The organism is Enterococcus sp. FZMF (assembly GCF_030263915.1).
In the GTDB taxonomy this organism is placed as follows: Bacteria; Bacillota; Bacilli; order Lactobacillales; family Enterococcaceae; genus Enterococcus_D; species Enterococcus_D casseliflavus.
On sequence record NZ_CP127160.1, the window covers coordinates 764,564 to 789,571 of the forward strand.

The window sequence follows — 25,008 nt, forward strand, 5'->3', positions numbered from 1 at the left end:
TTACTGAGGAGAGGATATGATTAGGTTTAATAATATATTAGAAAAACAATATAGTATAAATTGTATCAATATTACCGCTCAAGCAGGTGGCTGGTCGGCTCTTGCATATAAAGTATTCGATGGTGAGAAGGACTATTTTCTAAAAGTCTACGAAAAAAGTAGAGCTTCAACACCAAAACTGACAGCCCTTATTGATACCTATGTACCAATTACCATGTGGCTGAATGAGAATACGGATATGAAAGGAAAACTTTCTGTTCCATTGCTAACCAAAGATGGCAAGTCTAAGTGTGAAGATGACAATGGAATATATTTGCTTTACAAATATATTGATGGCACAACCGTAGGTAGCAACGAATTGACGGAGAAGCAGGTGCAGCAGCTTGCAAAAATAATCGCAACTCTTCATTTATATAATGATAAAATACCTGTCAATACGAAGTCTATCAGGGAAGATTTTAGCTTGCCATTTCTGAAACAGCTAAAACAAGTATTGCGTAAAGAATGCGCCAGTCTTCCCATGGACTTAAAATGCTTGCTTGGGGCACACATAAAACCCCTTGAACAATCTATTGACAGAGTTGAAGGACTGTCGGAGATTCTAAGACGAAGTAATCCTAAAATGGCCCTATGCCATACAGATATTCATAATTGGAACTTGATGCAACGGGATGAGCAGTTAGTTCTAATTGACTGGGAAGGCTTGAAATTGGCTCCAGTAGAAGCTGATCTCATGTTTTTTGTTGATAAGCCATATTATGATGTATTTATGAACATATACCTGAAATTACACAAAGATTTTTTAATCAATACGGATGCTTTGTTATTCTATCATATTAGACGTAAACTAGAAGATATATGGGAGTTTATTGAACAACTTTTATATGACAATCAAGAGGATAAGGAAAGAAATGAAACTATAAAAGTTCTTGATGGTGAACTGAATAACTTAGTGTTTTGAAAAAAGAATAACGTATTATTAAGCTAAATAATATTGGAGAAGAAAATGAATAAACAAGAATTATATCAAATTGCTTTCAGTATAATTAATCATAAAAAGTTACGGAACTTTGGAACTTCAGGGCATGTTGCGTGCGCGTTGGAGACAAATAGCGGTAACATCTTTACAGGAATATGCATTGACTTGCCCTGTTCTATTGGCTTATGCGCTGAACAGTCAGCTATTGCTGAAATGGTAAAGAACAATGAAACTGCAATCAAAAGGATTATCGCTGTATTTGAAGATGGGAGTATACTTCCACCATGTGGAAGGTGCAGAGAGTTTATTGCACAGATAGATAATCAAAATATAGAGACCCAAATTGTATTACCTGAAATGGAAGAAGTGTTGCTGAAAGATTTATTACCAGAAAGGTGGGATGGCAAATGGAACTGAAAAAGATAACTAGCAGGGTCTTTTATTATCCACATCAACCAGAAACTGATCGGCCTATGTTGGCATACTTAAATGGAGATAAAATTGCACTTGCCATTGATGCAGGAAATTCAGCAGACCATGTTGATGAATTTTATAAATCCCTAGAAATCGAGGACCTAAAGAAGCCAGATTTTACTGTCATCACTCATTGGCACTGGGACCATACCTTTGGAATGCATAAAATTCACGGATTGTCCATTGCACACCATAAAACCAACGAGTTTTTGAAACAGGAAAGAGCCAAACTATCTGACAGTGCATATATAAAATTTTTGATAAATGATGATGAGTGCCTAGCTAGAGAATATGTAGATAATAAAAGAATTATTGCCGTTCTATCGGATATCCAATTTGAAAAAGAGCTTACCCTTAATCTCGGTGGAATAACCGCAAAGATTTTTCATACGGTTTCACCCCATTCGGAAGATACGGTGCTTATCTATATTCCTGAGGAAAAAATATTGTTCTTGGGAGATTCAACAAGCGAGGATTTCTACAATGATGGGTATATGGATAAAGAAAAATTAATGTCATTAACAAATTTGATAGAAAGTTTCGACTGTAAGTATTGTATTTTAAGTCATGCAGAGCCTCTAACTAAATCAGATTTATTAGATTACTTAAAATCCATTCTAAAATAATAATCCATGAGGTGTATTGATATGTTCCCGTCTACCGATAGCCCCAAAAACGCAGTGGATATGTTCCCGAGAACGGACACACTCAAATGACATTCATTCTATCCTCTCAAAACACATTGAGACGGTAGTATTGATGTCGAGGCTGTAATATAAGCTGTTTTATTTCTAAAAAAATAAGGAGAAAAACTTATGTTAAGAAAAGCAATAATATCCGATTTGAATACAATAACGCAATTAGCAATCCTTCTATGGCCGGATAATGAATTTGATGACCTAAGGCAGGAAATGAAAGAATTGATTTTAGATAAAGAGGCTGTATTTTTTTTGTATTTTGATAATGATATTCCTGTCGGGTTTGCACAATGCCAGCTTCGACATGATTATGTTGAAGGTACAGACAGCAGTCCGGTTGGCTATTTAGAAGGTGTTTTTGTAATGGAGAATTATCGAAATAAGGGTATTGCTACGCAATTGCTCCAACACTGTGAACTGTGGTCTAAAGAAAATGCTTGTACTGAGTTTGCCAGCGATTGTGAAATTAGCAATGCAGAAAGTTATGTTTTTCATATGAAATTCGGCTTTCAAGAAGCCAATCGTATCATTTGCTTTAAAAAGGATATCACACTACAAAGTTAGAAATCACTGGAAGACAAATCTACACAAAACACAAATGACTGTACTTTTTCTGTTTGAGGAAACAAGTCCATAAAGCCGCTTTTTGATAGTCATGTGGTCAGATTAGATGTCATAGCTCGGTGAGTGGTCGGGTTGGATGTCGGCGTTGGCAAGTGGTCGGGTTAGATGTCGGGGGTCGCGAGTGGTCAGGTTGGATGTTTTTTCGGAAACTTTTGAGGTTGTGTGGTCGGGTTGGATGTTGGCTAAAAAACATTGCTATTGTAACGATAAATTAGAATTTGAACGGAGAAGGTGCATGGTAAATAAAAAAGATGCCATTGAGATAATTTTATACGCCGAAGAAAATGGAATTGCCATTTGGTTAGATGGTGGCTGGGGCGTTGATGCTCTTTTAGAAGAAGAAACAAGGCTCCACAACGATATTGATTTATTTGTGGAAGAAAATAATAGTAAAAAGTTTATTGAAATAATAAAAGAAAAAGGTTTTGCGGAAGTTACAGAAGCATATACCACTACAAATCACACGATTTGGAAGGACGCTCAAGACAGGATAATTGATTTTCATATATTTAAATTCAACGAACAAGGATACATTGTTTTTGAAGGAGAAGCATATCCCCCAAAAGTGTTTAGTGGTATTGGGAAAATAGGCGATAAAATGGTTAGATGTATTGATGCTGAAAATCAAGTATTATTTCATCTGGGCTATGAGCATGATGAAAATGATATGCATGATGTAAAACTATTGTGCGAGAAATTTAATATTCCTGTTCCTAGTGAATACAAGTAACTGAAAAATTCCAATTTCTCTATCAATAGTTCAATAAATTAGAAAACTACATGAAAGAGAATCGACTAAACTGTACACAGAATGTCGGATGAGTAAACGCACCCTTTGATAATATTGATGATGAAAGGAGGTTGTTCAATGGATTCTTTGAGAAGTATGAATAATGCATTGGCATATATTGAAGAGCACTTAACAGAAGAAATTGATTATAGTGAAGTATCTAAAATTGCTTACTGTTCAGAGTATCATTTTAAGCGGATGTTTTCTTTCTTAGCAGGCATAAGTTTATCAGAGTATATTCGGAGAAGAAGACTGACATTGGCTGTACTAGATTTGAAAGATAGGGATTTGAGAATAATTGATGTAGCCGTCAAATATGGCTATAATTCGGCTGATTCATTTTCCCGTGCTTTTCATTCCCTGCATGGCATTCTCCCTTCTGAGGCAAGAAGTGAGAATACACAATTAAAAGCTTATCCTCGAATGACCTTTCAATTATCAATTAAAGGAGGATGCGAAATGAACTATCGTATTGTTGAAAAAGAGTCATTTAAGTTAGTAGGATTTAAGAAGAGAGTTCCAGTTATTTTTGAAGGTGTCAATCCAGAGATTGCAAAAATGACCGAACTTTTAACACCGGAGGTTATTAAACATTTAAAAGCAATTTCAGATATGGAACCAAGAGGTATCATTAGTGCTTCTACTAATTTTTCAGAAGGTAGAATGGAAGAGAAAGGAGAATTAGATCATTACATTGGAGTAGCAACATCAAGTAATGATACTGCAGATTTTGATGTATTAAAAATTGATGCTAGTACCTGGGCTGTATTTGAATCAATTGGACCATTTCCGGAAACACTTCAAAATGTGTGGGGTAGGATATACTCAGAGTGGTTTCCATCTTCAGGATATGAGGCAGCCCCAGGTCCTGAAATTTTGTGGAACGAGAGTCCAGATACCGGAAATCCAAAGTATCGAAGCGAAATCTGGATTCCAGTAAAGAAAAAAGACTATTAATTATATCAATGTTAATGGTTGAGGGTGCTCCTTAGTTAGAGTGCCCTTTTCTTTAACAGCGGTATAGAGAAAGTCGATATTTTCCCACAAACGAGAGCCAATATTGGATATGTTTCCATTTACGAGCGTGGATATTTTCCCAAGTTCGAGGGTGGGTAAAAATAGAACTAAAATGCCGTTTTGACAGCTATTAAGACCTCTCAAAACATGTGGAAGCAGTATGTCTGTTAACAAGAAAATAAATGTAGTTGCCCTTGGAAATGGCGTATTTACGGTGTTTTCAGGGGTTTCTTTATTTTTGATGGCGGGTAAAGTTATAGATTTTGGGTGTGCTTTAAGGGAATATGGTTTAGATTCTGAATTGAGCTCACCCATGGTAATGCAGTTTTGCTTTAAGGGTTCAACCGTTTAGCAAAACTATGAGATGTTTTGGTACCGCAAAGGTTGGTCAAAGGAGCTGAATTTAATCAGCTGGCATGACAGGGAACCTAAATATGACATCAGAGATTGGGACCTGAACATGAGAAGATGGGCAAAGGTGTAACCTTAAGCGTAGAAGAACTTAAAAAGCTTAGGGAGATACTGAATGAAATGGAACTTTAGAGTTGGAGGAATGGGAAAAAACTCTTTTAGGGATGTCGTAAAAGCTCTATTTTATTATGAAATATACAAGGACCTATCATTTTATATAGAAGAGAACCCTTACAAGCTAGACTGTAGATGCTCTGAGTCTAATGATTAAGCATAGCAGATGAGATTGATGAACTGCGAAATAAGCGACAGCTCCTTTTAGTAGAAGATGCCTCCCTCAGTGGCGAGAACGAGCGAATCAATGAGCTGATTGAATTTATCCGCAAGAACAAATTCCGTACCTTAGAGTACGATGATAAGCTTGTAAGGAAGATAATCCAGAGCGTTACAGTCTATGAAGAACACTTCGTCATATCCTTTAAATCTGGCATCGAATTGGAAGTATGAGACTCATTCCATAATTTTTATATTGAACATATCATCTTGTTGTGTTATTCTATAAATTGGTATAAACAAAGATGTAGGAGGAACCGAAACTATGACAGCCTCAATGCGTTTAAGATAAGCTGGCAATAAAAAAAGCAGAATCTATCCCCGATGATAGGCTTTTTTGTTGTGCTTATTTATACGATATTGAGCATTCATTAGTTACGGTGAGGATATTGGTTATTTAACTATACCTTTATTTAACTATGTCTTTAATATGAATGTTTCCAAATTGTATGTATGCAGACCAAAAGCCACATTGTGGGGTTTGGCCTGCATTTTTTATTGCCTAGAATGCTATTCAAAATAGAAATTCAAGCAAAATAATATGCAGGAGATAATATAAATGGAAAAATACAACAATTGGAAACGAAAATTTTATGCAATATGGGCAGGGCAAGCAGTATCATTAATCACTAGTGCCATCCTGCAAATGGCGATTATTTTTTACCTTACAGAAAAAACAGGATCTGCGATGGTCTTGTCCATGGCTTCATTAGTAGGTTTTTTACCCTATGCGATTTTGGGGCCTGCCATTGGTGTGCTAGTGGATCGTCATGATAGGAAGAAGATAATGATTGGTGCCGATTTAATTATCGCAGCAGCTGGTGCAGTGCTTGCTATTGTTGCATTCTATATGGAGCTACCTGTCTGGATGGTTATGATAGTATTGTTTATCCGTAGCATTGGAACAGCTTTTCATACCCCAGCGCTCAATGCGGTTACACCACTTTTAGTACCACAAGAACAGCTAACGAAATGCGCAGGCTATAGTCAGTCTTTGCAGTCTATAAGCTATATTGTTAGTCCGGCAGTTGCAGCACTCTTATACTCCGTTTGGGATTTAAATGCTATTATTGCCATCGACGTATTGGGTGCTGTGATTGCATCTATTACGGTAGCAATTGTACGTATACCTAAGCTGGGTAATCAAGTGCAAAGTTTGGAACCAAATTTCATAAGAGAAATGAAAGAAGGAATTGTCGTTCTGAGACAAAACAAAGGATTGTTTGCCTTATTACTCTTAGGAACACTATATACTTTTGTTTATATGCCAATTAATGCACTATTTCCTTTAATAAGCATGGAATACTTTAATGGAACACCTGTGCATATTTCTATTACGGAAATTTCCTTTGCATTTGGAATGCTAGCAGGAGGCTTATTGTTAGGAAGATTAGGGAGCTTCGAAAAGCGTGTATTACTAATAACTAGTTCATTTTTTATAATGGGGGCCAGTTTAGCCGTTTCGGGAATACTTCCTCCAAATGGATTTGTAATATTTGTAGTTTGCTGTGCAATAATGGGGCTTTCGGTGCCATTTTATAGCGGTGTGCAAACAGCTCTTTTTCAGGAGAAAATTAAGCCTGAATATTTAGGACGTGTATTTTCTTTGACCGGAAGTATCATGTCACTTGCTATGCCAATTGGGTTAATTCTTTCTGGATTCTTTGCTGATAAAATCGGTGTAAATCATTGGTTTTTACTATCAGGTATTTTAATTATTGGCATTGCTATAGTTTGCCCAATGATAACTGAGGTTAGAAAATTAGATTTAAAATAAACAATATTGGAGGGATATTTATGTATCTTATTTTCATGTAATTCTTCCTGCTAAAATCGCAGGGTTTTCCCTGCGTACAAGCAAATGAAAGCATGCGATTATAGACAGGAGGAAATGTTATGGAATTAATATTAAAAGCAAAAGACATTCGTGTGGAATTCAAAGGACGCGATGTTTTAGATATAAATGAATTAGAAGTATATGATTATGACCGTATTGGTTTAGTAGGAGCAAATGGTGCAGGAAAAAGCACTTTACTCAAGGTACTTTTAGGAGAATTAATTCCCCCAGGATGTAAAATGAATCGTCTGGGTGAACTTGCCTATATTCCCCAGTTGGACGAAGTAACTCTGCAGGAGGAAAAAGATTTTGCACTTGTAGGCAAGCTAGGTGTTGAGCAATTAAATATACAGACCATGAGCGGTGGTGAAGAAACAAGGCTTAAAATAGCACAGGCCTTATCGGCACAGGTTCATGGTATTTTAGCGGATGAACCTACGAGCCATTTAGACCGTGAAGGAATTGATTTTCTAATAGGACAGCTAAAATATTTTACAGGTGCACTGTTAGTTATTAGCCATGACCGCTATTTTCTTGATGAAATAGTAGATAAAATATGGGAACTGAAAGATGGCAAAATCACTGAGTATTGGGGAAACTATTCTGATTATCTTCGTCAGAAAGAGGAAGAACGTAAGAGCCAAGCTGCAGAATACGAACAATTTATTGCGGAACGTGCCCGATTGGAAAGGGCTGCGGAGGAAAAGCGAAAACAGGCTCGTAAAATAGAACAGAAGGCAAAAGGTGCTTCAAAGAAAAAAAGTACTGAAGGCGGAGGGCGTTTAGCTCATCAAAAATCAATAGGAAGTAAGGAAAAAAAGATGCATAATGCCGCTAAATCCCTAGAGCACAGGATTGCGGCCTTAGGAAAAGTAGAAGCTCCGGAAGACATTCGCAGAATTCGTTTCAGGCAAAGTAAAGCATTGGAGCTCCATAATCCATACCCTATAGTCGGTGCGGAAATTAATAAAATATTTGGGGATAAGGCACTGTTTGAAAATGCATCTTTTCAAATTCCGCTAGGAGCAAAAGTAGCGATAACTGGAGGTAATGGAACAGGAAAAACAACCTTAATCCAAATGATCTTAAATCATGAAGATGGAATTACTATTTCACCTAAGGCCAAAATAGGATACTTTGCACAAAATGGTTACAAGTACAACAGTAATCAAAAAGTCTTGGAATTTATGCAGGAGGATTGTGATTACAATGTTTCAGAAATTCGTTCTGTGTTAGCATCAATGGGAATTAAACAAAACGACATAGGAAAAAGCTTGGCTGTTTTAAGCGGTGGTGAAATTATGAAATTATTGTTAGCTAAAATGCTTATGGGTAGATATAACATCCTACTAATGGATGAACCCAGCAACTTCCTTGACATACCAAGCTTAGAGGCTTTGGAAATATTAATGAAGGAGTATTCTGGAACTATAGTGTTTATCACCCATGACAAACGGCTACTCGATAATGTGGCTGATGTGGTTTATGAAATTAGTGATAAGAAAATAAATCTGAAACATTAAATTTAAGGTAGTCGCTGGTCAATATAGTCTATTCTGGCTGGCGACTCCATTGTTAAAGAGTATAAAGACTTTTTCTAATAATGTCGTAACGTTATTTGTTGAGAAAGAGATTGGAGGGTTATTATTGTTTATACGAGTTGTTCCGTACGACCCCTTTTGGGAAGTAGAGTATGAAAATGAATCACAGAAGATAAGTAACATATTGAAGGATATATTGGTGGAGATTTACCATATTGGCAGTACAGCAGTTAAGGGGTTACATGCTAAACCAATCATAGATATAATGCCCGTAGTGACAAATATTAGTTTGGTTGATAAGCATAACGAAGAATTTGTAGCCAGTGGGTATGAGTGTATGGGTGAGTTTGGTATTAAAGGGCGGAGATATTTCCGTAAAGGTGGCGATAACAGGACACACCAAATTCATATATTTGAGCAAAACAGTCACAAAAATATTACTAGGCACATAGCAGTAAGGAACTTTCTGCGTACACATCCTGACATCGCTTTAGAGTATGGTAAATTAAAGATGAAACTGGCTAATCGGTTCCCGGAGGATATTGAAGGCTACTGCGCTGGTAAGAATGCATTTGTAAAGCAACTAGAAAAGGATGCTTTGCTGTGGTATCAAAATAATAAATCATATAAAACACAATAAAATATATAAAAATATGAGAGTGAGTTATATCCTATGTTAGGATCAGATAAGAAAAAATTATACCCAAATAAAAATATCAAAACGGTTTTTTCTATAAGTAACCTATCGAAAAACCCAATGTAGAGATTGGTGAATACACTTACTATAGTGATGATGAAAAAGTCTCCTGAGGAATTTTACAATAATATAGAGCACCACTATGAATTTCTTGGAGATAAGCTAATCATCGGTAAATTTTGCGCTATTGCAGAGGGTGTTAGGTTTATCATGAATGGAGCAACTCATAGGATGTATGAAATTACAACCTATCCCCTTTAATATCTCTACCGGTGGATGGGAAAAAGTAACCCCTGCAATAGAACAACTTCCTTTTCAGGGTGACACAGTGATTGGCAATGATGTGTGGATAGGTCAAAATGTAATCATAATGCCGGGTGTTAAAAATGGAGAAGGTGCAATTATTACTGCTAACTCAACAGTAGTCCTTGTTAGAATCTTTTTTCTTTAACAGCAATAGAGAATTTCGATATCTTCCCACATACGCAAGCCCGCAGTGGATATGTTCCCTCAAAGAGAATTCAGTAAAAAAGGAAAATGGAAATTGTCCTTTGACAGCTATCCACTCATCTCAAAACATGTTGAGACGGTAGTCTTGATGTCAAGGAAGAAGTAGGGAAGGGTTATAAAAGGCTTGATATATAAGGCATCAATGTTCTTACTGTTATTTGTGGGATAAAATCATAAAATGCTTATAAGTGAAAACAGAATATAAAAAAATTAAAAGGAGGATAATTAAATGGCTTCAGTTACACAGAGGATTAAGCAAATTAAGCAACCTAGAGGTGGGTACATCAATCCTAATATGTTTACAATTGTTAAGATGGATTCCCTTAATAATTTGAATGATACAGAAAATATACATGCTAGTCTAATTGGTCTTGCTGTTGATTATTTAACAAGATTTATGAATGGAACAAAAGTTGAAGATTCTTTCAGAATATCTTTAATGGGTGCAAATATCATAAATCAACTATCAAACGCAAATAATCTTTTAAACACGATTAAAGGTTTAGATGATAATTCAATTATTAGTGCATGTAAATTAGTTGGTTATGATGTTTGTTATAGAGCAGGCGTTATGGGTTATAGACCAGTAGAAGAAATACTTCCAGATAAGTCAACAATTGAGAATATTAAAATTATGGTGGAAAGAAGTTTAAGTTTTATAGAACTATTTGGTCCAATAATTTTGGATGGTTTTACATTTGAAGATGGATACACAAACACGATTAATACTGGAGATGGTGATTTCTTAACAACCGAGACATTGTGGGATTTTAAAGTTTCAAAAAGTAAACCGACTAAAGATCATACCTTGCAACTTTTAATTTACAGTATTATGGGCAAAAAATCGATTCATAAAGAATTTGAAAATATTAAAAAACTAGGAATTTATAATCCAAGACTTAATATAGTATATACTTTAGATATGAAACTGATTAATAAGGATTTAATTGAGACTATATCTTCTGAAGTTATTGGCTATTAGTGTTGATATGTTCCCGCATACGAAAACCCTCAGTGGATATCTTCCCTCATAGAGAATTCAGTAAAAAAGGAAAATGGGAATTCCCCTTTGACAGCTATCCCCTCATCTCAAAACATGTGGAAGCAGTATGTCTGTTAACAAGAAAATAATCATTGTTCGTCCTGACGAGTTGTTAGACTCGACAAGGATAAACATCATTTTTAGAACCGGTAGCCGATTTTTGGCTAGCGGTTTTTTGGGCTCTTTGGCAAATAGTGGTGATTGAATCTCGCGCTATCCTATGGAAAACCGCCTTGTGTGAGGGGCTGCGAGACCGCTTCGATCCTAGAATTGCTGAAGCACGAATCTAGCGTCACTCACATTTCATCTTTTGACGTAGCTGAGACAAGGTGTTTTTCTTCGATCCGCTAGTGGTTAATCTCTTTTTGGTGCAAATATGGTTTAGAATTTCTTTGCATGGCTTAAGGGAGTGGAGAATCGGATATTAGTAGGATTTACATCCACAGATAAAAATAGGCTTGATTTTAACAGCGAAACTAAAATACCCTACTTAAATGAAGTGATAGATTAGATGTTGGGTTGTTAGGAGATGCTTAAAAATCCTATGCAATCAATAGTTTTTAGTGTTTGTTGACTTGATCCCTAAATCGCCTGAGTACTAAACGTTGAGTGTGTCTGCTTACTGTCACTAGCCAGTAAGTGAGACTGTAGTTAATCTCATTTTCCCCAGTATTATGTTGAAAATAGCCATGAAGCGATTATTTCTAAAGAGTTATTTTTGCAGCCTCAAGAAGAAATTTATCGGAGAAGCAATATCTACACAGGAGCAAGCAAGAACAAACGAATTTATAGTAGCAAGTACGCTTTAAGTGCCATCACCTTCTGTGGAGATTGTGGCGATATTTATAGACGGGTCTATTGGAATATCCACGGAAGAAAAGAATTTGTCTGGCGATGCGTGACTAGAATCGAGCAAGGTCCTGAAGTTTGTAAGAACCGAACCGTAAAAGAAGATGAACTTTATGGTGCAGTAATGACTGCGATTAATAAGCTACTTGCAGGTGGGAACAATATGATAAAGACACTGGAAGAGAATATTCATGCTGTGATTGGCGAAACCACAGAATACCAAATTTCAGAGATTAACAACTCACTAGAGGAAAAACAAAAAGAACTAATCAAGCTGGCGAACAAGGGTCAAGACTATGACCACTTAGCAGATGAGATTGATGAGCTGAGAGACAAGCGACAGATCCTTTTAGTAGAAGATGCCTCCCTCAGTGGCGAGAACGAGCGAATCAATGAGCTGATTGAATTTATCCGCAAGAACAAATTCCGCACCTTAGAATATGATGATAAGCTTGTAAGGAAGATAATCCAGAGCGTTACAGTCTATGAAGGCCACTTCGTCATAGCCTTCAAATCTGGCATCGAAATGGAAATATGAAAACCAGAAGTAAATAGCCCATGACTCTACAGTAGAGTTGTGGGTTTTCTTTTGCTTGCTGATTATAATAATATTTTAATAACTATTGTGTTTATCAACCAAATGGTTTATAATATTCTTAGCGTAAACTTGGAGGTGCTGTATGACTACGGCAGAAATGATTAAAGAACTGTGTGAGCAAATGAATATAAGTGTTTCCGAACTTGCTAGACGTATTGGCCAGACTCCACAGAATTTCAATAAAAAATTACAACGAGAAACAGTAACCTTGGATGAGTTGAAGGCCATTGCTGATGTGCTAGGTGTCAAGTTTGTGCAGGCATTTATTTTACCAGATGGAGAAGAAATAAAAATATCTAACGAATAAAGGAGGATGTTTATATGGTAGGTAATGTTATTCAAATAGTAACAGAGAAATTATCATCTTTGCCTTTTATAGAAGGCATCGTATTAGGGGGCTCACGTGCAAGAGGCACCCATACAGAAAATTCTGATATAGATATCGGAATCTATTACAATTCAGACTCATTTGACCTGACAGCGATTAATCAAATTGCTACAGAATTGGATGATAAAAATAGAAACAACCTTGTTGTGCCTCCCGGAGCGTGGGGTGATTGGATTAATGGCGGCGGATGGTTATTTATAAATGGGTATCATGTTGACTTGATTTTACGTGATATAAAACGGGTAGAACAAATAATCAAAGATACGGAGCAAGGAATTGTTACTGCCAATTATCAGACCGGGCATCCCCATGGTTATATAAGTGCAATGTATCGTGGAGAATTAGCGATTAGTAAAATACTATATGCTAAGAACGAAAGCTTATGCGAATTAAAAAAGCAGGCAGAAATTTACCCTACTGCTCTAAAGAAAAGCTTGATGAACTTTTTTATATTTGAAGCTGAATTCTCTTTAATGTTTGTAAAAGCAAATGCGGGGGTAGAGGATAAATATTATATTGCAGGCCATGTTTTTCGTATTATTTCATGCTTAAATCAAGTACTATTTGCATGTAATAATGCTTATTGCATTAACGAAAAGAAAGCTATAAAACTGCTTGAAACTTTTGAATATAAACCTGAAAAATATGCCGAAAGAGTTAATCATATTTTTGAAGTACTCGGTCTTTCTCTTTTTGAATGCTACGATATGACCGAGAAACTTTATAAAGAAGTGAATGAAATTGTATCGGAGATAAATAACTTTTTAAACGAGGAGAGTTCAGATGAAAGAAAACAAATATGATGATAATATATTTTTTCAAAAATACAGTCAAATGAGTCGCTCGCAGAAAGGACTGGCTGGTGCGGGAGAATGGGAGACTTTGAAAAAGATGCTACCTGATTTTAAGGGTAAGCGTGTGCTTGATTTAGGATGCGGCTATGGATGGCACTGTATATATGCGATGGAAAACGGTGCTTCCTCTGTAGTAGGTGTTGATATTTCTCATAAAATGCTCGAAGTAGCAAAAGGAAAAACCCATTTTCCACAGATTGAATATGAATGCTGTGCCATAGAAGATGTGGATTTCCCAGAGGAGAGCTTTGATGTAATACTAAGTTCGCTTGCGTTTCATTATGTAGCAGACTATGAGAATTTAATAAAAAAGATATATAGGATGCTGAAGGCTGGTGGCAATTTAGTTTTTACAGTTGAACATCCTGTTTTTACTGCTCATGGAACACAAGACTGGTATTATAACGAAAAAGGAGAAATACTGCATTTCCCGGTGGACAATTATTATTATGAGGGCAAACGGACAGCTATGTTTTTGGAAGAAAAGGTTACAAAATATCATAGAACACTGACCACATATCTAAATACACTGCTTTCAAATAGTTTTATAATAAATCAGATTGTGGAGCCACAGCCGCCAGAGAACATGATGGATATTCCGGGGATGGCGGATGAAATGCGACGCCCAATGATGCTGATTGTATCGGCAAAAAAGAAGATGTAATAATATAGAAAAAATAAACGAGGAGTATGTAAATGAGATCAGAAAAAGAAATGATGGATTTAGTACTTTCTTTAGCAGAACAGGATGAACGTATTCGAATTGTGACCCTTGAGGGGTCACGCGCAAATATTAATATACCTAAAGATGAATTTCAGGATTATGATATTACATATTTTGTAAGTGATATAGAACCGTTTATATCTAATGATGACTGGCTTAATCAATTTGGGAATATAATAATGATGCAAAAGCCGGAGGATATGGAATTATTCCCACCTGAAGAAAAGGGATTTTCCTATCTTATGCTATTTGATGATTACAATAAAATTGATCTTACCTTATTGCCCTTGGAAGAGTTAGATAATTACCTAAAGGGCGATAAATTAATAAAGGTTCTAATTGATAAAGATTGTAGAATTAAAAGGGACATAGTTCCGACTGATATAGATTATCATGTAAGAAAGCCAAGCGCAAGGGAGTATGATGATTGCTGCAATGAATTTTGGAATGTAACACCTTATGTTATTAAAGGATTGTGCCGCAAAGAGATACTGTTTGCAATCGATCATCTGAACCAGATTCTACGGTTTGAACTACTTAGGATGATGTCGTGGAAGGTTGGGATAAAGACAGAATTTTCATTAAGTGTTGGGAAAAATTATAAGTATATTAACAAATACATTGATGAAGATCTATGGAATAGATTATTATCTACATATCGCATGGATTCCTATGAAAATATTTGGAAGTCATTATTTATATGCCACCAATTGTTCAGGGAAGTGTCCAAAGAGGTAGCAGAACTACTGGGGTTTGATTATCCAGAGTATGGTAAGAACATAACAAGATATACCGAGGACATGTATAAAAAATATGTTGAAAATGACTATTTTTAAAGATTAGCAAAGATTATTAACCATAAGCAAGGGGTGGGAGCGTCAATAATTTTGTGTAAATGATTCTTCCCTACTGCAGATTGTTTCTAATTCTCAATCAGTTGGCTTAGCATTTGTTCAAGTTCGCCTTCGGCCTGTTGAAAGCCTTTATGACTGCGACCTAGGAATTTTTGGTTGTAAGTATCAAAAGACGAGACTAAGAAACGTTCCATCGACTCTTCGTTTTGGAACTGTTCCTTGCGGTGGCTGTATTTCTTGATTTGCTTATTAAAGGATTCAATCAAGTTCGTAGAATAAATACTCTTGCGTATGGCCAAGGGGAAATCATAGAAAGTGAGCAAGTGATCGTTCGAAAGAATCGATTCAACCACTTTTGGATAGCTGGTTTTCCATTTTTCCGCAAAAGCACCACGTGCTTCCAACGCCACCTCTTTAGATGAGGCTTGATACACCATTTTAAAATCATCACAGACTTCCTTACGATCATCGACACGCACTTTGTGACTGATATTACGGGAAACGTGTACACAACAATGTTGAAAACGAGCTTTGGGATAGAACCGACTAATCGCTCCTACCATCCCCTTTAAGCCATCCGTGATGAACAGGAGGACATTTTTCAAACCGCGCTCTTGAAGGTCCAATAAAATTTCCTCCCAAATCGTGATAGATTCAGTCGGTGCAATCGCATAGCTCAATACTTCCTTTGATCCGTCCGGGCGAATGCCAACTGCGATATGAATAGCTTCCTTGGCGACGGTTTTCCGCTTTAACGGAATATACGTTGCGTCCATATAAATAGCAGCATAACGGTCATGAAGCTCCCGCCCTTTAAACGCCGTTACCTCTTCTGTAAATGATTTTGTTATATTGGACATGGTTTGGGGCGTGTAGTAATGCCCATACATTTTCTCAATCAAGTCTGCGATTTCCGACATGGTAATACCTTTTCGGAAGAGGTGAATGACGGTCTCCTCTAACGTGTCATTCGTCCGTCTATAAGCAGGAACAGTCTGTTGCTTGAACTCACCATTGCGGTCGCGCGGAATCTGGAGATAAAGTTCCCCATACTCGGTCTTGACCGTACGGTCATAGGAGCCGTTACGAGAATTACCCGTGTTAAAACCAATGCGATCATACTTTTCGTAATCTAGGAAAGCCGTTAACTCCGTTTTGAGAAGCGTATTGACTGCTTTCTCCAAATGGACACGGAATAATTCATTCAAATCGCCTTTGTTCGCTAGAGTCTTTAGAATTTCTGTAGTAAAATCGTTCATAGGGAAGTCCTCTCTTCTGTGAATGTGTTGTGGTAACTCTATTCTACAGAAGGGACTTCCTTTTTTCTATTTACACAAAATATTTTACACTCTCCAAGGGGTGTAAATGTATGGAAAGTACTGATGTTATAAATGAAATTAGAGGTATATTACCTCGTAACTCAATTGGAAAATATGATTTACTAACTATTTTTACACATAAAACCGTTTTTGATAAAATTGTAAAAGTACTATCATTGGATTTTCAAAATAAAGTAGATTATGTGGCTGCCCCAGAAGCAATTGGATGGATACTAGGCACTGCCATAGCCAAAGAACTTGGAGTGGGGTTTATTGGAGTAAGAAAAGGTGATAAGCTGCCATACGCAAAAGAAGAGATTATTTCGACACATTTTACCGACTATTCAGGTCAAGATAAAAGCTTTGAAATATCTAAGAGTTCTATTGTGAGGAACAAAAGAGTTTTGATTGTAGATGATTGGATAGAGACAGGTTCTCAAATGAAGGCTTTAATAGCTTTGTTAGAGAAATTGGATTGCAGCATTATTGGGTTGGCTACTATTGGGATTGATATAAATGAGGTTACTCAAAAATGGATAGACAGCAGTTTTGTAGCTTATATTGGCTCAAACATATAATAAACCGAAAGAAAATCTTGAATCAAAATTTTGGATGGCGTTAATTTACAATACAACGAAAGATGTTTACCCTGAATAATTCATACTTTTTAATTGAAACCGTCTGAAACTGCCTAACGGCAGTCTGATAATTACTTTTTTAGTTTCACCCCTTAAGTGATGAAAAAAGAACCCCATTCTGCTATGGTAAAGGTGACGAAACCAACCATAAGAAAGGAGTTCTTCTCATGACTAGCTTACACAAAAATCAAGTTAAATTCAATTCAAATATCACTATTTCACATACCGGTGGTCGTCTATCAAGTGATTCGGGGTTAGTCCTGGTTAAAGAATTAATGAATACCTTCGGCTTTTCGCACTTAGCTAAACAATGGCTCCATATTACAGATCATCGGGCTTATTTTACCCATGATAACTTAGCGATATTGGAACAGCTTATTATGCAATTAATTGCTGGTTACTCGGCAGACTCATCAGCTAATCTATTAAGACGGGATCCTGTCTTTCAAGCTGTACTCGGTAAAAAACAGTTGGCATCACAATCCTCAATCTCACGGTTTCTGGATCGTTTCACCGAGGAGAACATCGATCAACTCCAAGCATTAAATCAGTCATTGATTGATAAAGCACGTTTAATTCGCAATGACACCGAGTTAATCATTGATGTCGATTCCACACATTCGGATACCTTTGGACGCCAAGAACAAACAGATTATAATGCCCATTATCAAACCTACGGCTATCACCCATTAGTTGCCTTTGATGGACTGACCGGAGATTTCTTAAAAGCTGAACTGCGTTCAGGCAATCAGTACACATCTAAAGGGGTAAAAGCCTTTATCAACCCGCTTTTACACCACTACAAGAGCACGTTACCTCATACCGAGATATTGGTTCGGGGTGACAGCGGCTTCGCCACACCAGAGGTGTATGAGTCTTGTGAAGCAACTGAAAGCCAGTACGTTATCCGATTAAAGAGCAATCGGAGGTTAAGTCAGTTAGCTGAACATTCTGTTCTTTACGGGGACAATCAAGAATGGGAAGAGCGAGAAGTGCAGTATTTTTCACTACCTTATCAAGCACAATCCTGGTCGAAACCTCGTCGTGTCTGTATACGCTCCGTCCGTGAAGGAGGAGAATTGCTATTTCATCATGCGTTTATTGTGACTAATCTATCCGACAATGTCTCGCCTGAAGTCATATTTTCTCTTTACGGCAAGCGAGGAACAATGGAAAATTTCATCAAAGAAGCGAAAGGTGGCTTTTACTTCGATAAAACAGATAGCCCGCGTTTCTTAGAAAATCATGTCAGAATGATGATCAGTGTCCTTGCATACAACCTCGTTAATTTTTTAAAAAGCATTGGTTTTGATAAAGTGAACCAGGGCATGACGATTCATTCCATCCGGCTGATATTGCTTAAAGTAGCCGGTAAACTTGTTCAGACTGGGAGACAGGTCTATCTCAAACTGTCAAGTTATCATGTGTATCAAACTGAATTTTATAAGGTTTTTGAACGCCTGCGGCGATCCAAACAATGGATTTAGACTAGTTATCACACAAATTTTTTAACCGATTCTTTTTCAAGGGATTCGTCTGCCCTTAAATAGACAAATAATTTTTATTATGATCTTCTTCCGTAGGCATCCTGTTCGAAAACACATTATTTTGGAAGAAAGTATCTGCCTAATTTAAAAATTGGCAATTTGTTCAAAAAAACAGGTTAAATTTAGAGCTATGAATTATTCAGGTTTTTTCGAGGTGGAAGCTAGTATAAAAGTAAACCAAGGGTCGTTTAAGGGCGTTCTAAGCCCCACACAGCGTTTTAAGAGCCAAGAGGAACTTTTATCCTTTGTTTCTTCTAAACAAGCTAAAATAGGCAATCAAGAGGGGATAATTGCTGATGTTCAAACCAAAGAGAAGAAAACGAATAGTCCGAGTTTGTTTTCTTTAAGTAGTTTACAATCAAAAGTCAATCAGCTTTATAAAGCGACAGCAAGCCAAACTTTAAAAGCTATGCAAGGACTGTATGAAGCAAAATTATTGAGTTATCCAAGAACAGATACACCATTTATTACAGAGAACGAATTTGCTTATTTAAAAGCAAATTTTGGCAAATATAGCGGTTTTTTAGGACTTGATCTCGAAATGGTTCAAACAGAGCCTAGAAAGCGTTATGTGGACGGTAGTAAGGTACAGGAACACCACGCCATTATCCCAACAAAACAAGTACCTACCGAATCTGCATTAGCAAAAATGGACGATTTACAACGAAAAATATATGCTTTAGTCGTTAAAACGACCGTTGCCATGTTTTTACCTGATTACTTGTATGAAGAAACCAAGATACAAACGAAAGTAGCTGATTTGCTGTTTCAATCGATCGGAAAGACACCAAAACAAGAAGGTTGGAAAATTCTTTTCAAACAACAAACCAAAGAAGAAAAAGAGGACGTTCAAACGTTACCCTTGGTTATCATTGGAGAACATGCCGAGGTTGACGTTAAGAGTGCCGAAAAAGAAACACAACCACTGAAAGCTTTTACAGAGGGTACATTATTAACTGCTATGAAAACCGCTAATAAAACGGTTGATGATGAAGAAGCAATCAAGATTTTACAAGAAGTCGAGGGGATCGGAACAGAAGCGACAAGAGCAAGTATTATTGAAGCGTTAAAACAAAAAGAATATATCCAAGTGATTAAGAATGCATGTGCTGATTATAAGAATTATCTTTATTATTTATTGTCACTTCCGTTGCACGCATAAAACCAACAAGATTTTTATTAATTTTTTTATATTGCATCATTCGGCGAAATCCTTGAGCCATATCTGACAAACTCTTATTTAATTCTTCGCCATCATAAACATTTTTAACTGTTAATGTGAGAAACAACCAACGAACTGTTGGCTTTTGTTTAATAACTTCAGCAACAACCTTTTGTGACTGAATGCCATGTTTCATTGCTCTCCTCCAGTTGCACATTGGACAAAGCCTGGATTTACAAAACCACACTCGATACAACTTTCTTTCGCCTGTTTCACGATTTTGTTTATACTCTAATATTTCAGCACAATCTTTTACTCTTTCAGCCTTTTTAAATTCAAGAATATGCAGAAGTTCAAAGTAATCAACATTAGCGATTTTCTTTTCTCTCCATGGTCTCACTTTTCCACTTTTTGTCTTGTCCACTAAAACCCTTGATTTTTCATCTGAATAAATGCTACTATTAGGACACATAATATTAAAAGAAACCCCCATCTATTTAGTTATTTGTTTGGTCACTTATAACTTTAACAGATGGGGTTTTTCTGTGCAACCAATTTTAAGGGTTTTCAATACTTTAAAACACATACATACCAACACTTCAACGCACCTTTCAGCAACTAAAATAAAAATGACGTTATTTCTATATGTATCAAGATAAGAAAGAACAAGTTCAAAACCATCAAAAAAAGACACCTTTTCAGGTGCTTTTTTTATTTTATAAACTCATTCCCTGATCTCGACTTCGTTCTTTTTTTACCTCTCGGTTATGAGTTAGTTCAAATTCGTTCTTTTTAGGTTCTAAATCGTGTTTTTCTTGGAATTGTGCTGTTTTATCCTTTACCTTGTCTACAAACCCCTTAAAAACGTTTTTAAAGGCTTTTAAGCCGTCTGTACGTTCCTTAAGGAATTCCTTAGTGCTTTCATAGATTAAACTCACATCACGCTTTAAATCGCTTATTTTAGACTTTAAAGACTTGTTTTCTTCAAGCAACTCATTATAATCATTTACATTTTCATTAAATCGCTCTACAAGACCACTATATTTTTCTTTAACTTGCCCATGTTCTTTACTTAATTTTTTATATTCTCTCGCCATATCAGTACTCATGAGATTTCTAACATGCTGTTTTAACCTATCGTTATCTCTCGCAGCAGTCACTAAGTTTTTATAATCACGCTCCGATATAACAACATTTTTGGTTGGTTTCTTTTCTGTTTTCATTATTTCTTTTCCCAAACCAAACATGGACTTTTCACCCGTTGGCACTTCAACACTTTTCATGTGTCGTTTCGCTGGTACTTCTAAATCTGATTTAACTTTATCGCTATAAGCAGTCCATTCATCTTTTTTAACTGCTAAATTTTTTTCTAGAAAATCAATCTCTTTTTCCAAAGTTTGTTTTTTAAATTTAGCTGTCTCAATATGTTTACGGTCAGAGCCACGTTCACCACGCTTCAACTCAAAACCCTGTTTTTTCATATGCTCGGGGAATTTATCTTGTAGCCATAACAGTTCTTGACGATTAAACACATTTTTTCCTTGCAGTTTTCCATCACGCATAGGCACAACACCTAAATGCATGTGAGGGGTTTGCTCATCATTATGAACTGTTGCATAAGCAATATTTTGCTTGCCATATCGTTCGGAAAATAATTTATAACTTTCCTCAAAAAATCGTTTTTGTTCTCCTGGATCCAGTTGCTCAAAAAAATCTCGGTCAGATGTTACTAGCAACTCATTTACAAGAACAGCATCTTTCCTCGTTTTTCTTGTACCTGTTTTTTGTGATTCAATAATTTCTTTGACACGTTCGTTGTAATCAATATTTTTATCATTTTTCAAATCATAATTTTCACGTGTTCGCTCATGGTCAATATCATCATTCGTTCTACTTTTTCGCTCTCTTTGATTATGAAATTGCATGCCTTTTAGTCCAGCTGATTTCACTTTTTGCATTCTACAAACTGCATAACTCATATGTAAATCGCTCCTTTTTAGGTGGCACAAATGTGAGGCATTTTCGCTCTTTCCGGCAACCACTTCCAAGTAAAGTATAACACACTATACTTTATATTCATAAAGTGTGTGCTCTGCGAGGCTGTCGGCAGTGCCGACCAAAACCATAAAACCTTTAAGACCTTTCTTTTTTTTACGAGAAAAAAGAAACAAAAAAACCTGCCCTCTGCCACCTCAGCAAAGGGGGGTTTTGCTCTCGTGCTCGTTTAAAAATCAGCAAGGGACAGGTAGTATTTTTTGAGAAGATCACTCAAAAAATCTCCACCTTTAAACCCTTGCCAATTTTTATTTTGTCCGTTTTGTCTAGCTTACCGAAAGCCAGACTCAGCAAGAATAAAATTTTTATTGTCTTTCGGTTTTCTAGTGTAACGGACAAAACCACTCAAAATAAAAAAGATACAAGAGAGGTCTCTCGTATCTTTTATTCAGCAATCGCGCCCTTTAATGGAACAAAAAGATTTGAATTCCTGTTATAAAAAAAGGATCAATTTTGAACTCTCTCCCAAAGTTGATCCCTTAACGATTTAGAAATCCCTTTGAGAATGTTTATATACATTCAAGGTAACCAGCCAACTAATGACAATGATTCCTGAAAAAAGTAATAACAAATTACTATACAGATAAGTTGACTGATCAACTTCCATAGGTAACAACCTTTGATCAAGTAAGGGTATGGATAATAAACCACCTACAATTGCAATACCTGTTCCCTCTGATAAAAAGCTGGTAAAGTTAAGCAAACTCATTCCAGCACCAGCTTCCTGCTGTTTCAAGCTACTTGAAACAATTGTTGATATAACTGTTTTGGTGAACGAAAGCCCACCTAAAACAAATACGATTATAATTGTCATGAACCATGATGTTGTTTCTAAAAGAAAGGAAGCAGTTAAAAAGCTAACAGAAAGAAATGTAACTCCGATGTTTAACACGTATAAAGGACCTCTTCTATCAACAAGTATCCCACCAATGTAGCCGAAAATAATGACACTCATTGTTCCAGGGAAAATAATTACACTTCCGATTTCGGCAGTACTTAGCTGGTGAACATCTTTCATCATATAAGGAACCATAGAGACAAACCCTGCTACTGTTCCAAATATAATTCCCCCACAAAGAACTCCAATCATAAAAGGTATATTTTTCCCTAATCCGGGATCAACAAAAGGATCTGTTACTTTCCTGATATGTTTTACAAATATCAGGAATGACAGCACGCTAACGATAAGAAAAGAAATGCTATATGATGTTGTAAACAACATAAAAAATACAATGCCTACAGACATTAGTATAATTCCTTTGATATCAAAATGACCTTTTATCCTTACTTCTTTCTTTAATAATTTCATAAGAAACGGAACAGTGATAATTGTTATCATAGGAATGAGTAGAAGATAGGACCAATGAATATAATGGGCTATCATTCCACCAATCGCTGGACCGACTCCTTCTCCCATGGCTACTATCGATCCAATAAGACCAAATGCTTTACCCCTATTTTCCTTTGGAATATAGCGCGCAACTACAACCATTACGAGTGCTGGAAATGCAGCTGCACCAGCCCCTTGAATAAAACGAGCCATAATAAGTAAGGAAAAGAAAGAATGGCCAACAAACCCAATTAACGACCCGAAACAATTTATTATAATTCCAAATAGGAGTAACCTTTTGATGCCTAATTGATCAGATAGCTTTCCATATACAGCTGTTCCAATGGAAAAGGTTAACATAAAGGCTGTGTTCACCCAGTTTGTACTCGCAGGTGGTTTATTAAAATCATTTGCAATATCAGGTAATGAGACGTTCAAAACCATTTCATTTAATACGCTAAAAAAAGATAAAATGCAAAGCCAAATTAAAATTTGGTTGTGTCGTAAATTCGATTGTGAATAGGATGTATTCACATTTCACCCTCCAATAATGAGGGCAGACGTAGTTTATAGGGTTAATGATACGCTTCCCTCTTTTAATTGAACCCTGTTACATTAATTACACTTCATAATTAATTCCTCCTAAACTTGATTAAAACATTTTACCACATATAAACTAAGTTTTAAATTCAGTATTTCATCACTTATACAACAATATGGCCCGTTTGTTGAACTACTCTTTAATAAAATAATTTTTCCGTTCCCAATTCCACATTGCAATAATAGAAAATCCATCTTCATCGGCTTTTTCGTCATCATCTGTATGAATCAAATCGCCTTCTTCTGTGTCATCAAGGTTTAATTTTTTATGTATTTCTTTTAACAAACCACCATAGGAGATTAACCTTTTACGGTGTAAACCTTCCTCCAAATCAGACAAACGTTTCAAATTCTTTTCTTCATCATCGGTCATAAAATCCGTATCCTTTACAGGATATTTTGCAGTTTCGTCAATTGCCGATTGTATATCCGATTTATATTTATTTTTCGGTCGAATCATTTGAACTTTTACATTTGGATCATAGTCTAATTTCATTGCCTTTTTCCAAAATTGAATCCATTGTTTTTGATTCACGTAGTTTTCTGTATTCTTAAAATAAGTTGGTTCCACACATACCAATACATAAGCTTGTTGTAACTGAAAAAGGAAAATTATTGTGCCAGGCAGTTGAAAGTCAGCACCTTTTAACGAGTGCTGAAATGACGGCTAAATGGGAAACGTATTTAAAAAAAATCGGTAAAAGAGAAGGCAATCAAGAAAACTTTATTAATAATATCAAGAAGTTTATCGTTCATTTACTGGAAGCTGTACCTAACGATATAGAAAAACTAAATTTTTCTGATTACCAGGTACAGAAAGAAAAAGAAGCTGAAAAAAGTATTGTAGGAAAATGTCCTAAGTGTGGTAACAATATTGTATTAAAAAAATCGTTTTATGGTTGTTCAAATTATCCTGAATGTAAGTTTACTTTAGCTGAACATTTTAGAAAGAAAAAACTAACCAAAACGAATGTAAAAGAATTACTGGAGGGAAAAGAAACCCTGGTAAAAGGAATCAAAAACAAAGAGAAAAAGCCCTACAATGCCGTTGTAAAAATCGGAGAAAAGGGATATATTGATTTTATCTCTTTCTCAAAATAAACATAAAAGCCCTTTAAACAGGGCTTTTATATATTA

At 36.1% G+C, this 25,008-nt stretch carries 22 protein-coding genes and 6 pseudogenes; 22 read left to right on the plus strand and 6 right to left on the minus strand.

The window, feature by feature from the left end; translation table 11 throughout:
- Nucleotides 1–16: 16 nt before the first annotated feature.
- The 18 genes and pseudogenes from QN079_RS03715 (at nucleotide 17) to QN079_RS03800 (ending at nucleotide 15,202) form a co-directional block, all read left to right on the plus strand.
- Complete coding sequence (locus QN079_RS03715) at nucleotides 17–961, plus strand: aminoglycoside phosphotransferase family protein (protein ID WP_083204127.1); 945 nt, start codon at nucleotides 17–19, stop codon at nucleotides 959–961.
- Between the two features lie 45 nt (nucleotides 962–1,006).
- Nucleotides 1,007–1,396, plus strand: a complete 390-nt coding sequence (locus tag QN079_RS03720) for a cytidine deaminase family protein (protein ID WP_001041171.1) — start codon at nucleotides 1,007–1,009, stop codon at nucleotides 1,394–1,396.
- Entirely contained in the window at nucleotides 1,387–2,079 is a 693-nt protein-coding gene (locus QN079_RS03725) for an MBL fold metallo-hydrolase (protein WP_067424365.1), read from the plus strand. Before QN079_RS03720 ends, QN079_RS03725 begins: the two co-directional genes overlap by 10 nt.
- A gap of 189 nt (nucleotides 2,080–2,268) precedes the next feature.
- Nucleotides 2,269–2,715 carry an aminoglycoside 6'-N-acetyltransferase AAC(6')-E526 gene (locus tag QN079_RS03730; RefSeq protein ID WP_128470137.1) on the plus strand — a complete coding sequence of 149 codons (447 nt, stop codon included), beginning with the start codon at nucleotides 2,269–2,271 and terminating at the stop codon, nucleotides 2,713–2,715.
- A 295-nt stretch (nucleotides 2,716–3,010) separates the two neighbouring features.
- Nucleotides 3,011–3,505, plus strand: a complete 495-nt coding sequence (locus QN079_RS03735) for a nucleotidyltransferase domain-containing protein (RefSeq protein WP_128470136.1) — start codon at nucleotides 3,011–3,013, stop codon at nucleotides 3,503–3,505.
- Nucleotides 3,506–3,643: 138 nt separating this feature from the next.
- Entirely contained in the window at nucleotides 3,644–4,522 is an 879-nt protein-coding gene (locus QN079_RS03740; protein ID WP_128470135.1) for an AraC family transcriptional regulator, read from the plus strand.
- 424 nt (nucleotides 4,523–4,946) lie between these two features.
- Nucleotides 4,947–5,125, plus strand: a pseudogene (locus QN079_RS03745) (YdbC family protein).
- Between the two features lie 288 nt (nucleotides 5,126–5,413).
- Nucleotides 5,414–5,500, plus strand: a pseudogene (locus QN079_RS16660) (site-specific recombinase); the annotation flags it as partial.
- Nucleotides 5,501–5,885: 385 nt separating this feature from the next.
- Entirely contained in the window at nucleotides 5,886–7,103 is a 1,218-nt protein-coding gene (gene mef(A) / locus QN079_RS03755; protein ID WP_289230396.1) for a macrolide efflux MFS transporter Mef(A), read from the plus strand.
- A 119-nt stretch (nucleotides 7,104–7,222) separates the two neighbouring features.
- Nucleotides 7,223–8,686: an ABC-F type ribosomal protection protein Msr(D) gene (msr(D), locus tag QN079_RS03760; protein ID WP_193809671.1), complete on the plus strand. Its 1,464-nt coding sequence runs from the start codon at nucleotides 7,223–7,225 to the stop codon at nucleotides 8,684–8,686.
- A 124-nt stretch (nucleotides 8,687–8,810) separates the two neighbouring features.
- The gene (locus QN079_RS03765; protein ID WP_289230397.1) at nucleotides 8,811–9,344 is read left to right on the plus strand and encodes a GrpB family protein; all 534 of its coding nucleotides are present in this window, start codon (nucleotides 8,811–8,813) and stop codon (nucleotides 9,342–9,344) included.
- Nucleotides 9,345–9,377: 33 nt separating this feature from the next.
- Nucleotides 9,378–9,825, plus strand: a pseudogene (locus QN079_RS03770) (CatB-related O-acetyltransferase); the annotation flags it as partial.
- 315 nt (nucleotides 9,826–10,140) lie between these two features.
- A complete protein-coding gene (locus tag QN079_RS03775) occupies nucleotides 10,141–10,893 on the plus strand; it encodes a hypothetical protein (protein ID WP_289230398.1) in 753 nt (250 codons plus the stop codon).
- A 778-nt stretch (nucleotides 10,894–11,671) separates the two neighbouring features.
- Nucleotides 11,672–12,340, plus strand: a complete 669-nt coding sequence (locus QN079_RS03780; protein WP_445971464.1) for a recombinase zinc ribbon domain-containing protein — start codon at nucleotides 11,672–11,674, stop codon at nucleotides 12,338–12,340.
- Between the two features lie 142 nt (nucleotides 12,341–12,482).
- A complete protein-coding gene (locus QN079_RS03785; protein ID WP_000205227.1) occupies nucleotides 12,483–12,707 on the plus strand; it encodes a helix-turn-helix domain-containing protein in 225 nt (74 codons plus the stop codon).
- Between the two features lie 14 nt (nucleotides 12,708–12,721).
- Nucleotides 12,722–13,591, plus strand: coding sequence for a nucleotidyltransferase domain-containing protein (locus QN079_RS03790; RefSeq protein ID WP_000233000.1), 870 nt, complete (start codon nucleotides 12,722–12,724; stop codon nucleotides 13,589–13,591).
- On the plus strand, nucleotides 13,572–14,306 hold the full coding sequence (locus QN079_RS03795; protein WP_000662263.1) for a class I SAM-dependent methyltransferase: 735 nt from the start codon (nucleotides 13,572–13,574) through the stop codon (nucleotides 14,304–14,306). Before QN079_RS03790 ends, QN079_RS03795 begins: the two co-directional genes overlap by 20 nt.
- Nucleotides 14,307–14,338: 32 nt before the next feature.
- Nucleotides 14,339–15,202 carry an aminoglycoside nucleotidyltransferase ANT(6)-Ia gene (locus QN079_RS03800; RefSeq protein WP_002294505.1) on the plus strand — a complete coding sequence of 288 codons (864 nt, stop codon included), beginning with the start codon at nucleotides 14,339–14,341 and terminating at the stop codon, nucleotides 15,200–15,202.
- Between the two features lie 86 nt (nucleotides 15,203–15,288).
- On the opposite strand, the gene QN079_RS03805 is transcribed toward QN079_RS03800, so the two are convergent.
- Entirely contained in the window at nucleotides 15,289–16,479 is a 1,191-nt protein-coding gene (locus QN079_RS03805) for an IS256-like element ISLgar5 family transposase (RefSeq protein ID WP_289230399.1), read from the minus strand.
- 110 nt (nucleotides 16,480–16,589) lie between these two features.
- On the opposite strand from QN079_RS03805, the gene QN079_RS03810 reads away from it, so the two are divergent.
- From QN079_RS03810 to QN079_RS03820, 3 genes and pseudogenes are all read left to right on the plus strand, one after another.
- Nucleotides 16,590–17,117 (plus strand): phosphoribosyltransferase family protein, encoded by a 528-nt coding sequence (locus tag QN079_RS03810; RefSeq protein ID WP_002294507.1) that lies wholly within the window; start codon nucleotides 16,590–16,592, stop codon nucleotides 17,115–17,117.
- 227 nt (nucleotides 17,118–17,344) lie between these two features.
- Nucleotides 17,345–18,664, plus strand: a complete 1,320-nt coding sequence (locus tag QN079_RS03815) for an IS1380-like element ISSsu5 family transposase (RefSeq protein WP_002338419.1) — start codon at nucleotides 17,345–17,347, stop codon at nucleotides 18,662–18,664.
- Nucleotides 18,665–18,815: 151 nt separating this feature from the next.
- Nucleotides 18,816–19,826, plus strand: a pseudogene (locus QN079_RS03820) (DNA topoisomerase); the annotation flags it as partial.
- Here the strand turns inward: QN079_RS03820 and QN079_RS03825 are convergent.
- The 5 genes and pseudogenes from QN079_RS03825 to QN079_RS03840 form a co-directional block, all read right to left on the minus strand.
- The gene (locus QN079_RS03825) at nucleotides 19,819–20,379 is read right to left on the minus strand and encodes a protein rep (protein WP_080112870.1); all 561 of its coding nucleotides are present in this window, start codon (nucleotides 20,377–20,379) and stop codon (nucleotides 19,819–19,821) included. The pseudogene QN079_RS03820 and the gene QN079_RS03825 sit on opposite strands and share 8 nt — an antisense overlap.
- A gap of 223 nt (nucleotides 20,380–20,602) precedes the next feature.
- Nucleotides 20,603–21,865 (minus strand): MobV family relaxase, encoded by a 1,263-nt coding sequence (gene mobV / locus QN079_RS03830; RefSeq protein WP_000119405.1) that lies wholly within the window; start codon nucleotides 21,863–21,865, stop codon nucleotides 20,603–20,605.
- A gap of 563 nt (nucleotides 21,866–22,428) precedes the next feature.
- Entirely contained in the window at nucleotides 22,429–23,805 is a 1,377-nt protein-coding gene (tet(L), locus tag QN079_RS03835; protein ID WP_002294500.1) for a tetracycline efflux MFS transporter Tet(L), read from the minus strand.
- 33 nt (nucleotides 23,806–23,838) lie between these two features.
- Nucleotides 23,839–23,901: pseudogene (locus QN079_RS16600) on the minus strand (tetracycline resistance efflux system leader peptide).
- A gap of 103 nt (nucleotides 23,902–24,004) precedes the next feature.
- Nucleotides 24,005–24,406, minus strand: a complete 402-nt coding sequence (locus QN079_RS03840; RefSeq protein WP_160160814.1) for a protein rep — start codon at nucleotides 24,404–24,406, stop codon at nucleotides 24,005–24,007.
- 47 nt (nucleotides 24,407–24,453) lie between these two features.
- Between QN079_RS03840 and QN079_RS03845 the strand changes: the two are divergent.
- Nucleotides 24,454–24,972: pseudogene (locus QN079_RS03845) on the plus strand (topoisomerase C-terminal repeat-containing protein); the annotation flags it as partial.
- Nucleotides 24,973–25,008 lie beyond the last annotated feature (36 nt).

Bases quoted from the DNA above. Each gene is read 5' to 3' on its own strand.
- QN079_RS03715 (WP_083204127.1), top strand. From the start codon at position 17: ATGATTAGGTTTAATAATATATTAGAAAAACAATATAGTATAAATTGT.
- QN079_RS03720 (WP_001041171.1), top strand. From the start codon at position 1,007: ATGAATAAACAAGAATTATATCAAATTGCTTTCAGTATAATTAATCAT.
- QN079_RS03725 (WP_067424365.1), top strand. From the start codon at position 1,387: ATGGAACTGAAAAAGATAACTAGCAGGGTCTTTTATTATCCACATCAA.
- QN079_RS03730 (WP_128470137.1), top strand. From the start codon at position 2,269: ATGTTAAGAAAAGCAATAATATCCGATTTGAATACAATAACGCAATTA.
- QN079_RS03735 (WP_128470136.1), top strand. From the start codon at position 3,011: ATGGTAAATAAAAAAGATGCCATTGAGATAATTTTATACGCCGAAGAA.
- QN079_RS03740 (WP_128470135.1), top strand. From the start codon at position 3,644: ATGGATTCTTTGAGAAGTATGAATAATGCATTGGCATATATTGAAGAG.
- QN079_RS03775 (WP_289230398.1), top strand. From the start codon at position 10,141: ATGGCTTCAGTTACACAGAGGATTAAGCAAATTAAGCAACCTAGAGGT.
- QN079_RS03785 (WP_000205227.1), top strand. From the start codon at position 12,483: ATGACTACGGCAGAAATGATTAAAGAACTGTGTGAGCAAATGAATATA.
- QN079_RS03790 (WP_000233000.1), top strand. From the start codon at position 12,722: ATGGTAGGTAATGTTATTCAAATAGTAACAGAGAAATTATCATCTTTG.
- QN079_RS03795 (WP_000662263.1), top strand. From the start codon at position 13,572: ATGAAAGAAAACAAATATGATGATAATATATTTTTTCAAAAATACAGT.
- QN079_RS03800 (WP_002294505.1), top strand. From the start codon at position 14,339: ATGAGATCAGAAAAAGAAATGATGGATTTAGTACTTTCTTTAGCAGAA.
- QN079_RS03805 (WP_289230399.1), bottom strand. From the start codon at position 16,479: ATGAACGATTTTACTACAGAAATTCTAAAGACTCTAGCGAACAAAGGC.
- QN079_RS03810 (WP_002294507.1), top strand. From the start codon at position 16,590: ATGGAAAGTACTGATGTTATAAATGAAATTAGAGGTATATTACCTCGT.
- QN079_RS03815 (WP_002338419.1), top strand. From the start codon at position 17,345: ATGACTAGCTTACACAAAAATCAAGTTAAATTCAATTCAAATATCACT.
- QN079_RS03825 (WP_080112870.1), bottom strand. From the start codon at position 20,379: ATGGGGGTTTCTTTTAATATTATGTGTCCTAATAGTAGCATTTATTCA.
- mobV (WP_000119405.1), bottom strand. From the start codon at position 21,865: ATGAGTTATGCAGTTTGTAGAATGCAAAAAGTGAAATCAGCTGGACTA.